Here is a 14198-nt window from a genome sequence, read left to right as displayed (position 1 = left end):
GTGGTGTTGACAGCGTTCAGGTCTAGCGGCCTCAGTGAATCAGCGCTGGGTGCCATCCTCGTTCAACAGCTCCCTGGCTGATCCTCCCAGGCTGCTGGTGATCCGCAGCTTCTCCGGCTCGGCTGCCGGTTCGGTCTTGCGGATCTCTTCTTCGGGAACAGCTTTCTCGGCTTTGCTGGTCTCCAGCGACTCTTCTGAGTCGGCAGCAGACTGATCTGGTGCCACTGGCAGTTCATCGTCAGCTGTGATTGCCGGAGGCGAGGAGTCGATCTGCAGCCGGCTTGGATCAACCATCAAATCCGCAGCGCCATCTGCGTCTGAAGCCCTGGTTTGTTCTTCCATGGCTTGTCCAAAAACGGTTTGTTCATCAACTGTTTGTCCTTCTGCTGTGAGGGTCTCCGTTGAAGGGTTGTCTTGGATGAACGCCTCCGTTTCAGAATCAGTGGTGAGTGCAGTCTGTGGCGGTGCAGCTTCTCTCTCAGCTGCCTGTTCTGGTTCAGGAATGACTTCACCAAGCAGGCGCGCCATCTGTTCATCGCTGAGACTCGACTGCATCCAGATCGCACGAGCACCGGCGAGTGCAGCGGTGGTACGCAATTGATTGTTGAAGACCGGTGTGATCGGATCACCAAGACCGTCGAGCAGTTCCATCTGCACGCTGCCATTTCTGTTGCCTGCGGCTTTCAGCCAAAGAGCCTCTTGACGGTCAACAAGAAAACTGTCGCCATTCACGCTGATCCTCAGCCTCCAGCGGCCATCTCCCTCCCGCAGGTTCTGAAGCGGGGCGTTCCAGATCAGCCAGTCGATCAGCAGCGGATCACCGCTGCTGAGATCGGAGGGGCTGACCACTGCAAGCCAGGGATCATTTTGATCCGGCTGAGTTCCTGAAAGCTGCTGCAAGAGATTCAGTCTCCACTGAAGGCTTGCCCCCTGAGATTTCACGGCTTCACCCCAAGGCATGGCGGCATAGGCCGAAAAGCGATGACTTCCCGGGCTGAGATCGGGAAGCGTGATCTGGAGTCGATCGTTGTCGGCGTGGCTGAAACGCAATGGCGGATCGTCGTCGATCTGGAGTGCCACATGTGCACCAAGCCCCAGTTGTGGATCTTCGGCCAGAGGCCAATCTTCGATCCGTAACGTGAGTTGCCTCTCCCCGTTCTTCAGCACACTGCCATCAGAGGGGCTGATCAGCTTTAGTTGGGGCGAATGGCTGCTCAGGGCTGTCTGCAGCTGCTGAACAGCGCCCGGGGGACTGACTTCCTGCAGTCGCCCGGAAGGTGAAGCAACACTGATGATCTCTGCGGAGCGTTCGCGATCGCCTGAGCCGTCTGCTCCCCAGGGCCAGGCCTGCGCGGTTGCGGCGGGGACCACCATGATCCACAGGGCAAGCAGAGTCTGCAGCCAGTGATGAAGGTGGTACGTCCGGCCTGATGCCGCCATGGGGCAAAGCTTGAGTCGACCCATTCTGGGCACCGATGGAGGGGACGCACTATTGGGAATGATTTGCATTAAATAGATCGATATGTGTCGCCTGTTTGTGTTGCTCAACGTGCCTAATCGGGGTCTCCTCGCTGATGCTCGAGCTGATGCAGATTCCAGGTCTGGACAGGCCCGCGGCCGGATTGAACCTTTGTAACTCCCTGTCGTGTGATGACTGCTTCCCCTCCTATGCTTCCCGCAGCGGTCCCCTCTTTGGGGCCCTAGCTCCAGTGAGAGTCAGGGTTCATTGCTCTGAATGCCACTGGCGCCCGGCCACGGTGAAGCTTGCTGATCCGCGTCCGGGGCCCCGGTAATCCCATTGATTTCCGGAGGGGTGTCCCACCACCTCGATCCCGTCCCTCGAGGAACGACTCGATGACCATCAGCCCACCAGAGCGTGGGAGCACCGCGAAGACTCAAGTCGAGAAGGTTGACAATCCAGCGACCTTCGAATTGTTCGGAAAGCCCGGACATTTCGACCGAGCCCTCGCGAAAGGTCCCAAAACCACCACCTGGGTTTGGAACCTCCACGCCAACGCTCACGATTTCGACAGCCACACGAGTGACCTTGAAGAGGTTTCTCGAAAGATCTTTAGTGCTCACTTCGGCCATCTGGCCGTGATCTTCATCTGGCTGAGCGGTGCCTTTTTCCATGGCGCCCACTTCTCCAATTTCTCCGGCTGGCTCGCCGATCCCACCCATGTGAAGCCAAGCGCTCAGGTGGTATGGCCGATCTTCGGCCAGGAGATCCTCAACGGCGACATGGGTGCCGGCTTCCAAGGCATCCAGATCACTTCAGGTCTCTTCCATGTCTGGAGGGCCTGGGGCATCACCAATGAGACGCAGTTGATGTCTCTCGCCATCGGCGCTCTGGTGATGGCCGGCCTGATGCTGAATGCAGGCGTTTTTCACTATCACAAGGCAGCTCCGAAGCTTGAGTGGTTCCAGAACGTTGAGTCGATGCTCAACCACCACTTGGCTGGTCTGCTGGGCCTGGGCTCACTGTCCTGGACCGGTCACTTGCTGCATGTGTCACTGCCCACCACCAAGTTGATGGATGCCATTGACGCCGGCCAGCCGCTGGTGTTGAACGGCAAGACCATTGCTTCCGTGGCAGACATTCCTCTTCCTCACGAATTCTTCAATCAGGATTTGCTGGCTCAGCTCTATCCAGGATTCAGTGCCGGCATTGGTGCTTTTTTCAATGGCAACTGGGCTGCATACAGCGATTTCCTCACCTTCAAGGGTGGAATCAATCCTGTGACCGGAAGCATGTGGATGACCGATATCGCTCATCACCATCTGGCTATCGCGGTGCTATTCATCGTGGCCGGACACATGTACCGGACCAACTGGGGAATCGGGCACTCCATCAAGGAGATCCTCGAGGGCCAGAAAGGCGATCCTCTGCTTTTCCCTGCAACGAAGGGCCATGACGGCCTGTTCGAGTTCATGATCAACAGCTGGCATGCCCAGCTGGCTCTGAACCTTGCAATGCTCGGCTCCCTGAGCATCATCGTTGCCCAGCACATGTACGCGATGCCTCCCTATCCGTACATGTCGATTGACTATCCGACTCAGATCGGTTTGTTCACCCACCACATGTGGATTGGTGGCTTCCTGATCGTCGGCGCTTCAGCTCACGCCGCCATCGCGATGATCCGCGATTACGACCCCGCCAAGCACGTCGACAACGTCTTGGACAGAGTGCTCAAGGCCCGTGACGCTCTGATCAGCCACCTCAACTGGGTGTGCATCTGGCTTGGCTTCCACAGCTTCGGCCTGTACATCCACAACGACACGATGCGTGCTCTGGGTCGCCCCCAGGACATGTTCAGTGATTCCGCGATCCAACTGAAGCCCGTCTTCGCTCAGTGGATTCAGGGTTTGCACGCCGCAGCTGCCGGTAGCACCGCTCCCAATGCTCTCGCTGGCGTTAGTGAAGTGTTCAATGGTTCCGTAGTGGCCGTTGGTGGCAAGGTTGCCGCAGCTCCGATTCCTCTGGGTACGGCGGACTTCATGGTCCACCACATTCACGCCTTCACGATTCATGTGACGGTGTTGATCCTGCTCAAGGGTGTTCTTTACGCCCGTAATTCCCGTCTGATTCCAGACAAAGCCAATCTTGGTTTCCGCTTCTCCTGCGATGGCCCTGGTCGCGGTGGCACCTGTCAGGTGTCTGCTTGGGACCATGTTTTCCTGGGTCTGTTCTGGATGTACAACTCCCTGTCGGTCGTCATTTTCCACTTCTCCTGGAAAATGCAGAGCGACGTCTGGGGTGCGGTGAGGCCTGATGGCTCAGTCCAATACCTCACCAATGGCAACTTCGCCAACAGCGCCATCACCATCAATGGCTGGTTGCGTGATTTCCTGTGGGCTCAGGCCGTTCAGGTGATCAACAGCTACGGCTCTAATACAGCCGGCTACGGAATCATGTTCCTTGGTGGTCACTTCATCTGGGCTTTTAGCCTGATGTTCCTCTTCAGTGGCCGCGGCTACTGGCAGGAGCTGATTGAGTCCATCGTCTGGGCTCATAACAAGCTGAAGGTGGCCCCTGGCATCCAGCCTCGTGCGCTGTCCATCATCCAGGGCCGTGCTGTCGGTGTTGCTCACTATCTTTTGGGCGGCATCACAGTCACGTGGTCCTTCTTCCACGCCCACATCCTTGTGGTGGGCGGCTGACCTTTCCTGAACTTTCCCTCTAATGGCAACGAAATTTCCTTCGTTCAGCCAGGGTCTGGCACAGGACCCGACAACCCGCCGCATTTGGTACGGGATCGCCACGGCTCACGACTTCGAGAGCCATGACGGAATGACGGAGGAGAGGCTTTACCAAAAGCTCTTCTCCACCCATTTCGGGCATCTCGCAATCATCGGCCTCTGGGTTTCGGGAAACCTGTTCCATATCGCCTGGCAGGGCAACTTCGAACAGTGGGTCGCCGACCCCCTGCACGTGAAGCCCATTGCTCACGCAATCTGGGATCCCCATTTCGGTCAAGGCGCCATTACCGCCTTCACCCAAGCGGGAGCCACATCACCGGTGAACATCGCCTACTCAGGTCTGTACCACTGGTTCTACACAATCGGCATGACGAAGAATGCCGAGCTGTATCAGGGTTCCATCTTCATGATGATCCTGTCGGCCTGGGCCTTGTTCGCCGGTTGGCTGCACCTGCAGCCCAAGTTCCGCCCTTCACTCGCTTGGTTCAAGAATGCTGAGTCACGCCTGAACCATCACCTGGCCGTCCTTTTCGGTTTCAGCTCAATCGCCTGGACTGGACACCTGGTTCACGTGGCGATTCCCGAATCCCGGGGTCAGCACGTGGGGTGGGACAACTTCCTGAGCGTGATGCCTCACCCTGCCGGTCTTGGACCTTTCTTTACCGGCAACTGGGGTGTCTATGCACAGAATCCTGATTCCATGGGCCAAATCTTCGGGACAACCGAAGGGTCCGGTACTGCGATTCTCACCTTCCTGGGTGGCTTCCATCCTCAGACTGAAGCCCTTTGGCTCACTGATATCGCCCATCACCACCTGGCGATTGGTTGCATATTTGTGATCGCTGGTCACATGTACAGGACCAACTTTGGCATCGGTCACTCCATTAAGGAGATCCTCGAAGCTCACAATCCTCCTAAGGGCACTCCTGGTGATCTGGGTGCTGGTCACAGGGGTCTTTACGACACCTTGAACAACAGCCTGCACATGCAGCTCGGCTTAGCGCTCGCCTCGCTTGGTGTCGTTACCTCTCTGGTGGCTCAGCACATGTATGCAATGCCGTCGTATGCCTTCATTGCAAAGGCCTACACGACACAAGCTGCTCTTTACACGCACCACCAGTACATCGCCATCTTCCTGATGTGCGGTGCCTTCGCCCACGGAGCGATCTTCTTCATCCGTGACTACGACCCCGAAGCCAACAAGGACAATGTCCTGGCCCGGATGCTTGAGCACAAGGAGGCGATCATCAGCCACCTGAGCTGGATCACCCTCTTCCTTGGCTTCCATACCCTGGGTCTTTACGTTCACAACGACGTTGTTGTGGCGTTCGGAACACCTGAGAAGCAGATTCTGGTTGAGCCCGTCTTTGCCCAATTCGTTCAAGCCGCTTCCGGTAAGGCGATCTATGGATTCGACGTGCTGCTCTCCAATTCCGCTGGTGCTGCCGCTAATGCCAACGCTGCTTACATGGGTGGGTGGATGGATGCCATCAATGGGAACACCGACGTGTTCTTGCCGATCGGCCCTGGTGACTTCATGGTTCACCACGCCATCGCACTGGGTTTGCACACCACCACTCTGATTCTGGTCAAAGGTGCTCTGGATGCCCGTGGCTCCAAGCTGATGCCAGACAAGAAGGACTTTGGCTACTCCTTCCCCTGCGACGGCCCTGGCCGTGGTGGTACTTGTGACATCTCTGCCTGGGACGCCTTCTATCTGGCTGTCTTCTGGGCACTGAACACAATCGGTTGGGTCACCTTCTACTGGCACTGGAAGCACCTGGCCATCTGGCAGGGCAACGTGGCTCAGTTCAATGAGTCCAGCACCTACCTGATGGGTTGGTTCCGCGATTACCTGTGGCTGAATTCCTCCCAGCTGATCAACGGTTACAACCCCTTCGGCAGCAACAACCTCGCCGTTTGGGCCTGGATGTTCCTGTTCGGCCACCTCGTCTGGGCGACTGGATTCATGTTCCTGATCTCCTGGCGCGGTTACTGGCAGGAGCTGATCGAGACCATCGTTTGGGCTCATCAGCGCACACCGCTTGCCAACCTTGTTGGCTGGCGTGACAAGCCAGTGGCTCTGTCGATCGTTCAGGCTCGTGTTGTGGGTCTCGCCCACTTCACGATTGGCTACATCCTCACGTATGCCGCCTTCCTGATCGCATCGACTTCCGGCAAGTTCGGCTGATCAATCCTGTTTGCCCTGGCCACAGGGCATCATAAATTCACCCCTGTCCAGCTCATCTGGCGGGGGTTTTTTGTTGGGTGAAAATGAATGGCGCAGAGCCCTTCAGCCTTTGATCAGCCGCTAAAAAGAATGTCGAGCGTGCGCAGATAGGTGTGCAGTCCTGCGTCCTGAATCGGCAGCACGTAGGCATCAGCACCAGACTCATTGTGGTGGGAATGCCAGTAGCCCGGTGGGGTCACAAAAGCGGCACCAGCTGCCCAGTCTTCCCGATGTGGCTTCCGGATTCTTCCCTGATCATCGAGCTCAGTGCCAATCAGGGTGTAGCAACCTGGCCTGCAGTCCACGGCGAAATCCAGGGCGATCGACTGGTGTCGGTGAGGCTTCTGTTCCTGCCCAGCGGGAAGAATGCCCAGCATGGCCCAAAGGGTGTGGCTGACCGTTCTGGTCTGGGGAAACGCAGCGTTGCCCATCAGCACACTGACTCGGTTGGCACGGGCGCCGCTGGGGTTGGCTGCGATCTCAGCTAGTCGCCCTTGGCTATCGCGATGGCTGTAAAAGGTTGGTTCAAAAAGGGCTTCATTGGGAGTCACACCTAGAAAACGCAGCAGTGGTGCGTCGTGCACCCAGTAGAGAGCCGCCTTGCCAGAGCAGCTGTGAATGGCGTCTCCTCCTGCTGGGAGAACGAGCATGTCGCCCTTGTTCCACTGGAAGTGTTGGCCGCAGGCTTCCGTTTCACCGTCTCCATCGGCTACGAAGAACAACTGGCTTGTTGCCACAGCAGTGGTGCGCAGCCCGTCGCCATTCATTCGGATGAAGTTGGCGCATAACGACGGGCCGGTGGCAGGTCCACTGCACTGCAGTTCCTCGCTCAGATCCAGAGGCATCACGGCACTACCGTTTTGGCCAAAGAAAGCAGGGGAAAAGGAGTGATAAGGAACGGCGTCCGTCAGTCCGCTGCGGATTGGGTTGGCCGCTTCGCCGTAGGAGAAATACTGAGCCTGGGCCGATGACGCTTGACGATTCGTTGCGCTGCTCAGCATGCCGTGACGTCTCAGCGGTTCAGGGAGCACACACCTTACAAATCGCTGCAGCGTCGCTTCGTACGCAAAGCGTCATGGCTTCGACAGATCTCAGTCATGTTTTGCTCCTGTCGTTCGCTTCTACTGGTCCATCACCAATTGGTTGAGTCCTGGATGTCGTTTCCTTCCCTGCCCCCCAAACTGGAACTCGTGGTGCTGCTGGTTGGCGTCGCGGCCGGTTACAACCTCACCATGCAGATCCTGCCAAGAGAGCGAATCGACTTGGCTCAGCTTGAGGTGGAAGAGCAGATGACTGAGCGTGCTGAACCTCAGCCCACTGTTATTCCAAAAACTTTCGCGTCTATCGCGATTACGGACTCAGCGGCTGAATCGTCGCCTGGAGGCAAGTGCCTGGTCCCGCCAGGTGGAGGTCCGGCTCTGAACGAGCGCTTTGAACCCTGTTGAACTCAGCCGTCTAGCTCGGGCTTTGCCGGGCCAACTCCTCTCCAACGCTTGAACAGCAGATAGGTGGCCGGCACGATGAACAGCGAGAGCAGCGTTGACACCAGCAGTCCGCTGAAGACAACGGTGCCGATGCTGATGCGACTGGAGGAGCCTGTTCCGGTGGCAAGCAGCAATGGCAGAAATCCGGCCAGCGATGTCACCGCTGTCAGCAGAATCGGCCTCATTCTGTTGAGCGCCGCTTCCTCGATGGCATCGATCAGGGCGGTTCCCTGGGCAAGCCGTTGATTGGCGAATTCAACAATCAGGATTCCGTTCTTGGCGGCCAGGCTCACCAGCACCAGCAAGCCCATCTGGGCGAAGACGTCGAGCGTGAGACTGCGCAGCTTCAGGCCGATCAAGGCTCCCAGCAGTGCCATCGGCACTGTGAGCAGGATGATCAGCGGATCCACAAAGCTTTCATAGAGGCCCGCCAGCAACAGATACACCACCGTGACGCCAAGTCCGAACAGCACCCAGGACACGGATTCCGCTCGGGTCTCCTCTCTGGCAAGACCGGTGAAGGCCAGGCCCAGGTTGTTGCCTCCGGTCCGATCACTGATCGCCTGAAGGAGATCGATGGCCTGGCCACTGCTGATCCCATCTGAAGGGATGGCAGTGATGCTGATCGATCGCTTCTGGTTGTAATGGGTGATTCGATTCGCTCCTGAATCACGTTTCAGTTGCGCAACGTTCGCTAATGAGACCAGGTCGCCGCTGCGGTTGCGCACCATCAGGCTCGTGAGATCTCCAGGCTTGCTGCGGTCAGTTCCCTCCAGTTGGATGTAGATGCTGCGGATCTCCCCCCCTGAGAAGGTGTCATCGATGAAACGGCCTCCGATGGCGGTTCCGATGTCCCTCAGAGTCGGACCCACCGGTAGGTCCAGCGCTGCCATCTGGCTGCGGTCAAGCTCCAGTTTCCAACGCGGTGAGCTTGCATCGAAGCGCGTGCTCACGCGCTGGAACTGCCCGGAGTTCTGGGCAGCCAGGATGAACTGCTGGGCCTGATTCTCGAAATCCTGCAGGCTGAGCTGGCCGCCACTGCGATCCAGCAGTTCCATCTGCAGGCCTGATTCACTGCTGAACCCCCGCACTGTGGGCGGCGTGGTCACAATCACCTGGGCATCGGTGATGCGTCGTCTCAGCTCGCTGTTCAGACGCTGCTTCACGGATTGACTGCTGTTCTGCCGCCCAGGGCGTTCTTTCAGGGGTGTGAGGCGCAGATAGAAAGACCCCGTGTCCTCGCCGCTCTGTCCGAATGAGCTTCCGGCATAGAAATTGCCGCTGCGGATCAGGGGCTCTTCAGCGACGACCTCGCGGATGCGTTCCATCACAGCCTCGGTACGTTCCAGGCTTGCCCCTTCCGGCAGCGTGAAATATCCGCGCACCTGGCCCTGATCTTCGTCGGGGATGAAGGAGGTGGGGATCGTCGCCAGACCAATGCCGGTGAGCATCAGTCCTGCCAGCACCAGCGCGATCACGGTTCTGCCCCGTGCCAGCCAGACCGCCAGCATCTTTGCGTAAAGACCTTGCAACCGGGCCATGCCCTCCCGCAGTCGGCGACTGATCGATCTGAACGGTGCTGGCAATCGTCCGTCGCCCTTTCCCAGCACACGGGCGCAGGCCATCGGAGTGAACGTGAGGGCATTGAACGTTGAGAACAGAATTGCGCCGCTGATGGCCAGAGCAATCGGTTGATAAAGGCGGCCAATGGAGCCAGGGATCAGCAGAACCGGCAGAAAGACAGCAGCCAGAACCAGAGATGTGGCTAAAACTGCGCCCGCAAGCTCTGCCATCGCATCTTCCGAAGCGCCCTGGGGCTCCTCGCCCCGTTCGATCCGGCCTGCGATGTCTTCGCTGACAACGATGGCATCGTCGACAACGATGCCCGTGGCCAGCACGAGGCCGAACAGGATCAGGCTGTTGAGATTCGACCCGCTGAGGCGCACCACCACCAGACTGCCGATCAACGCCACAGGCACCGCCAGGCCAGGAATCAAGGCCAGGCGCCAGCGTCCCAGAAACAGCACCAGCACCACCAGCACCAGCAGCACCGCGTCCCTGAGGGTGTCTCTGGTGCGATCGAGATTGGCCTGGACGTTTTCGGCCACATCAAAGATCATCTGCACGTCCAACCCAGGGGGAAAGCTGCTTTCCAGGCTTTTCAGCCTCTCCCGAACCGCACGACTGACCTCCAGAGCGTTCGATCCATCCCGCTGGAAGATACCGACAGCCACTGAGCTTTCGCCCTGAAGATTGAGCGCGCTGCTTCCGTAGTTGCGTTGGCCAAGCTCAACGCGACCTACATCCTTCAGGCGAACCAGGCCACCGTTTTCGGTGCGTTTTACCACCATGGCTGCAAAGTCGGCCTGGCTGCGCAGCCGCCCTTCAGCATCCACGGGCAGGCTGAAAAGCTGTCCTGCTGGAGCCGGTGCCTCGCCCAGGTTGCCTATTGCGGCAAGAACGTTCTGCTCTGCCAGAGCGGCGGTGATGTCGTTGGTGGACAGACTGAATTGCTCCAAGCGATTGGGATCCAACCAGAGGCGGTAGGCGAGCTCGCTACTGCCGAACACACGGATGTCGCCAACCCCAGGCGTGCTTCGCAGGCCTTCACTGAGGCGTTGGTCGAGCCAGCCACCGATGAAGATCGGCTCATACATCCCGGGAGGAGCGCTGAAGCCGAGGATCAGCAGCAGGTCATTTGTGGAGCGGTTCACATTCAGCCCCTGTCTGGTCACTGACTGGGGCAGTCGGCGGCTGGCCAGATTGACCTCGTTCTGAACCTTGATCGCGTTGAGCTCCGGATCGCCTGACTCGAAGCGCAGGCTGAGGCTGGCTCCACCCTGCCTGCTGCTGGAGGTCATGCTCTCCAGGCCATCCAGGCCGCTGAGCTGTTTTTCCAGCACTGCTGTGACGCTTTGCTCTACCACTTCCGGGCCTGCGGCAGGAAAACTGGCGCTCACGCTCACGCGGGTGGGTGCCAGTTGAGGCAGGTCTTCAAGGCCGAGGCCCACCAGAGACACCACCCCAGCCAGCAGCACCAATAAGCTGCAGACGATGGTGAAGACGGGCCGTCTCAGAAATGGCTGGGAGATGGACCGCAACTCGGCGACCGCTCAGTAAGGGCCCAGATCCTGGCAGCAGAAAGCCCCGAATGAGAAGTCAGTGCTCATTCGGGGCTTAATGGAATCCGATCGATCGGATCGATTGTGCAGATGACTGGAGTTTGGAACTCAGTTGACGCTCCAGACGCCGCCGGCAATTTTCACCAACGGAAGCACAAATGTTGAGCTGGCCAAGAACCAGGCGAATGCAGCGCCTCCACAGCCACCGAGCCAGAAGCCACTGGCAAATTCAGCCCAGCCAGCCTTGGTGAAGAGGTCAGACGGCGGGTTGTCGATGGTGGCGTCAGCCGGTTGCACCTTAGGTCCGTTCCCAGCGGTGCCGTAGATCGAGAGACACACGGTCAGGATTGACACCAATCCGATGGAGGCGAGCAATCCTGCTGTCGCGGCGTAATCGCCATTTCGGAGCGGGCCGCACACAGCGAAGGGGCCGTATAGCAGGAAGCCGTGCGCCATCCCAATTTCCAGACCACGACGGTTTGGCGAGAGGTCAGGACGGTACGCAGGCAGAGCGTTGAGGTAGGCCTTGGTGAAGTAGCTGCTGTTCACCGGAGTGGCCAGATTGCCAACCGTTGGATCGGCGACGGGGGAAACAGACATGGATAAAAAAGCGGTGGGTGGGCAATGCGCTTGATCGTTGGCCGGAGCCTGAGCGCGATCAGTCAGCAGTGGTTTCGATCAGATTGAACATCAGAACCATCACGACAGCTGGACCCAAAACCCCAGCCAATGGAATGAAAACCGAAGGCATCCAGGAAGCAACGAAATCTCCAGTCATGGCAGCGACCCAAATGTCTGCGGTTACTGTAAAGACTGCCTTTCTAGTGGTCTTCGACCGGTCCGGTCGGTGACATAAAAGTTCAATCCATTCGGCATCCGCCGCTTTGAACCCATGAATCAGCTGCTTGCAGGTGGTGCCGCCCTTGTACTAGTGGTCGTGCTCTGGGGTCTTGGTCGTCGGCCTGGAAAAACGTTGTTGCGCAGCACTGATGCGACATCTGTCGCAGCCATCAACAGAGCTCAGCTGGGCCTGGTTCAGGCTTCGTTGCCGCAGAAAGATGATGAGAAGAAGGCAGGTTCTGCCAGGGATGACTTGGAGTCGGCTCCGTTCACGCCTCCAGCCAGCAGCGCTGAGCGGATTTCGCTTGAGCGCCGGTTACGCAAGTGGATGGATCAAGGCAACCCAGACCAGAGGCTTGAGGCCGTGAGGGTGGCCGGTCAATGGGGGCATAGCTCCGTTCTTCCTTTGCTGAGGCGAGGTCTGCGTGATGCCGACAGTCTGGTTGTCGAAGCCGCTGCAACAGCAATCGAGCGACACCGTGGCGCATCCCGACCGTCTCCTGCTCAGGTGGCCCGTCCCCCGCGCAACGTTGCCCGGATGCGATAAATCGGGCGCCCCTGGCTCTCGTGGTAGGTCCTGATCAGCAGTTCTCCTAACAGTCCGAAGCAGAACAGCTGGATCCCGGCCAGGCCGAGCACGACCGCCAAGGTGAGCAGTGGCCTGTTCCCGATGTCTTCACCCGTCAGCTTGATCATCAGCAAATAGGCGCTTGCCACCAGGCTTGTTGCGATGGCGACGAGGCCTCCAAACCCAAAGACGTACATCGGCCGGGTGAGGAAGCGTTTCATGAACCACACCGTGAGCAGGTCCATCAGCACTCGAAAAGTGCGATCAATGCCGTATTTGCTGGCTCCGTACTGACGCGCACGGTGGTTCACTTTCACTTCGGTGATGCGGGCTCCTTCGATGAAGGCCAGCGCCGGCAGAAAGCGATGCAGCTCTCCGTATAAGCGCATGTCGGACAGCACGTCGCGGTCATAGGCCTTGAGCGAACAGCCATAGTCATGTAGACGAACCCCGGTCACTCTCCCGATCAGGCGGTTGGCCAGCCTGGAGGGAAGCTTTCTCTGAAGCTCGGCATCCTGGCGATCAAAACGCCAACCGCTCACCAGGTCATACCCCTCGCGCAGCTTGTTGAGCAGCAGGGGGATGTCGGCGGGATCGTTCTGTAGATCACCATCGAGGCTCACGATCACTTGCCCTTCGGCCACATCGAAACCTGCCGCCATGGCAGCGGTCTGACCGTAGTTCTTGCGCAGCAGAACCCCCACCAGCTCAGGCACTTTGTTGCTGATGCGCTCTAGCACTGAAGCGGTGTCGTCCGTTGAACCGTCATTGACCAGCACCAGCTCAAACCGCTCTCCGGTGGGTCGCAGCGCGTTGAGCAGCTGGTCCACCAGCTCAGGCAGGCTTTCGTCCTCGTTGTACAGCGGCACCACAACCGAAAGGTCCAGCCCAGCCGTCATCAGGATCCGATCGATGTCAATGCAACCTAATCGGCGCCTGTTGGACCAATACCGAGAGGCCAAGTCAGGCAGACGGTTAGATCATCAACAGCAGCAGTCAAGGGAGGGTGCTGCCGTCATGGCAGCGGATCACCCGGCCGGCACCTCGCAGTTCAGCTCTGTAGTGACTGGCCACAGGATGGAGATCCTCGGGATTCAGGCTGTCGATGCCGATGCCATTGCGTCCATGTTCAATCCCTGAGCTGTGCATGTAGTGGCCGTTTTCGAGATGGATGGCGACGTGGGTGCAGCGCTCAGTGCTGCCGAAGAAGATCAGGTCTCCGGCGCGCAATTCGTTGAGGTTGTCCGGCTGCACCGCCACCGGCTGGCAGAACCTTTCCTGCTGATAAGCATCTCTGGGCAGCCAGATCCCACTGTTAGCGAAGGCTGTCTGCACAAGGCCGGAACAGTCAAGATCAGGCCCGATGGTGCCTCCCCACAGGTAGGTGTTGTCGCGCTCGGCGGCGGCTTTCAGCCACTCCAGAACCGCATGCAGTCTGCTGCTGATTTCAGAGCTTGAGAGCAGACACGGCTGCCAGGTCTCACAGGCCACAGCCTGACCGGCCAGTTCATCGATGGACAGCCAGCAGGGGTAGCCATCCTCGAGAAGCACAACTTGCAAACGTCCGTGATCTTCGGGGCACAAGGGTGCGGCGACCTTGAAGCCTCGACCCGCTGCGGCCTGGGTGGCGAGTCCCTTCTCCGTGGGCCTGGCGTAGCCGTTCTGTCCTTTGATCAGTTTCCAGCAGCTTCCTGGGTTGATCAGACCCGGAGAGATCGGGGTGCCTAGGGTCGGCATTGCCAGTAGCCAGTGCC

Annotated in this window: 11 protein-coding genes; 4 read left to right on the top strand and 7 right to left on the bottom strand. The window is 58.6% G+C overall.

Annotated features, from left to right (window positions below):
• Window positions 1–39: 39 nt before the first annotated feature.
• Entirely contained in the window at window positions 40–1440 is a 1401-nt protein-coding gene (locus DXY31_RS08385) for a hypothetical protein (protein WP_114993337.1), read from the bottom strand.
• Window positions 1441–1854: 414 nt separating this feature from the next.
• Here DXY31_RS08385 and psaA point away from each other — a divergent pair, with 414 nt between their 5' ends.
• Together psaA and psaB are read left to right on the top strand one after the other, a co-directional pair.
• On the top strand, window positions 1855–4161 hold the full coding sequence (psaA, locus tag DXY31_RS08380; RefSeq protein WP_114993336.1) for a photosystem I core protein PsaA: 2307 nt from the start codon (window positions 1855–1857) through the stop codon (window positions 4159–4161).
• Window positions 4162–4183: 22 nt separating this feature from the next.
• Window positions 4184–6391: a photosystem I core protein PsaB gene (gene psaB / locus DXY31_RS08375; RefSeq protein ID WP_114993335.1), complete on the top strand. Its 2208-nt coding sequence runs from the start codon at window positions 4184–4186 to the stop codon at window positions 6389–6391.
• Between the two features lie 113 nt (window positions 6392–6504).
• Here the strand turns inward: psaB and DXY31_RS08370 are convergent, their stop codons facing one another.
• Window positions 6505–7431 carry a cupin gene (locus DXY31_RS08370; protein WP_114993334.1) on the bottom strand — a complete coding sequence of 309 codons (927 nt, stop codon included), beginning with the start codon at window positions 7429–7431 and terminating at the stop codon, window positions 6505–6507.
• 153 nt (window positions 7432–7584) lie between these two features.
• On the opposite strand from DXY31_RS08370, the gene DXY31_RS08365 reads away from it, so the two are divergent.
• Window positions 7585–7875 (top strand): hypothetical protein, encoded by a 291-nt coding sequence (locus DXY31_RS08365; RefSeq protein ID WP_114993371.1) that lies wholly within the window; start codon window positions 7585–7587, stop codon window positions 7873–7875.
• Between the two features lie 2 nt (window positions 7876–7877).
• Here DXY31_RS08365 and DXY31_RS08360 read toward each other — a convergent pair whose 3' ends face one another.
• The 3 genes from DXY31_RS08360 to DXY31_RS08350 form a co-directional block, all read right to left on the bottom strand.
• Entirely contained in the window at window positions 7878–11015 is a 3138-nt protein-coding gene (locus DXY31_RS08360; protein ID WP_114993333.1) for an efflux RND transporter permease subunit, read from the bottom strand.
• Window positions 11016–11144: 129 nt separating this feature from the next.
• Window positions 11145–11636, bottom strand: a complete 492-nt coding sequence (locus DXY31_RS08355) for a photosystem I reaction center subunit XI (protein WP_114993332.1) — start codon at window positions 11634–11636, stop codon at window positions 11145–11147.
• Window positions 11637–11694: 58 nt separating this feature from the next.
• A complete protein-coding gene (locus DXY31_RS08350; RefSeq protein WP_114993331.1) occupies window positions 11695–11814 on the bottom strand; it encodes a photosystem I reaction center subunit VIII in 120 nt (39 codons plus the stop codon).
• A 114-nt stretch (window positions 11815–11928) separates the two neighbouring features.
• Between DXY31_RS08350 and DXY31_RS08345 the strand changes: the two genes are divergently transcribed.
• Entirely contained in the window at window positions 11929–12423 is a 495-nt protein-coding gene (locus tag DXY31_RS08345; protein WP_114993330.1) for a HEAT repeat domain-containing protein, read from the top strand.
• Here DXY31_RS08345 and DXY31_RS08340 read toward each other — a convergent pair.
• Both DXY31_RS08340 and DXY31_RS08335 read right to left on the bottom strand, forming a co-directional pair.
• Window positions 12381–13343 carry a glycosyltransferase family 2 protein gene (locus DXY31_RS08340; RefSeq protein ID WP_114993370.1) on the bottom strand — a complete coding sequence of 321 codons (963 nt, stop codon included), beginning with the start codon at window positions 13341–13343 and terminating at the stop codon, window positions 12381–12383. The two genes, DXY31_RS08345 and DXY31_RS08340, sit on opposite strands and share 43 nt — an antisense overlap.
• A gap of 97 nt (window positions 13344–13440) precedes the next feature.
• The gene (locus DXY31_RS08335) at window positions 13441–14181 is read right to left on the bottom strand and encodes a C40 family peptidase (RefSeq protein WP_114993329.1); all 741 of its coding nucleotides are present in this window, start codon (window positions 14179–14181) and stop codon (window positions 13441–13443) included.
• Between the last annotated feature and the right edge of the window lie 17 nt (window positions 14182–14198).

It is taken from the genome of Synechococcus sp. UW179A, assembly GCF_900473965.1.
Taxonomy (GTDB): domain Bacteria; phylum Cyanobacteriota; class Cyanobacteriia; order PCC-6307; family Cyanobiaceae; genus Synechococcus_C.
Note: the sequence above shows the minus strand (reverse complement) of the source record. Positions and strands in the feature narration are given on the sequence as shown.

Excerpts from the sequence above, each read along its gene's own strand:
- DXY31_RS08365 (WP_114993371.1), top strand. The coding sequence starts at position 7,585 with ATGTCGTTTCCTTCCCTGCCCCCCAAACTGGAACTCGTGGTGCTGCTG.
- DXY31_RS08385 (WP_114993337.1), bottom strand. The coding sequence starts at position 1,440 with ATGGCGGCATCAGGCCGGACGTACCACCTTCATCACTGGCTGCAGACT.
- DXY31_RS08335 (WP_114993329.1), bottom strand. The coding sequence starts at position 14,181 with ATGCCGACCCTAGGCACCCCGATCTCTCCGGGTCTGATCAACCCAGGA.
- DXY31_RS08355 (WP_114993332.1), bottom strand. The coding sequence starts at position 11,636 with ATGTCTGTTTCCCCCGTCGCCGATCCAACGGTTGGCAATCTGGCCACT.
- DXY31_RS08350 (WP_114993331.1), bottom strand. The coding sequence starts at position 11,814 with ATGACTGGAGATTTCGTTGCTTCCTGGATGCCTTCGGTTTTCATTCCA.
- psaA (WP_114993336.1), top strand. The coding sequence starts at position 1,855 with ATGACCATCAGCCCACCAGAGCGTGGGAGCACCGCGAAGACTCAAGTC.
- psaB (WP_114993335.1), top strand. The coding sequence starts at position 4,184 with ATGGCAACGAAATTTCCTTCGTTCAGCCAGGGTCTGGCACAGGACCCG.
- DXY31_RS08370 (WP_114993334.1), bottom strand. The coding sequence starts at position 7,431 with ATGCTGAGCAGCGCAACGAATCGTCAAGCGTCATCGGCCCAGGCTCAG.
- DXY31_RS08340 (WP_114993370.1), bottom strand. The coding sequence starts at position 13,343 with ATGACGGCTGGGCTGGACCTTTCGGTTGTGGTGCCGCTGTACAACGAG.
- DXY31_RS08345 (WP_114993330.1), top strand. The coding sequence starts at position 11,929 with ATGAATCAGCTGCTTGCAGGTGGTGCCGCCCTTGTACTAGTGGTCGTG.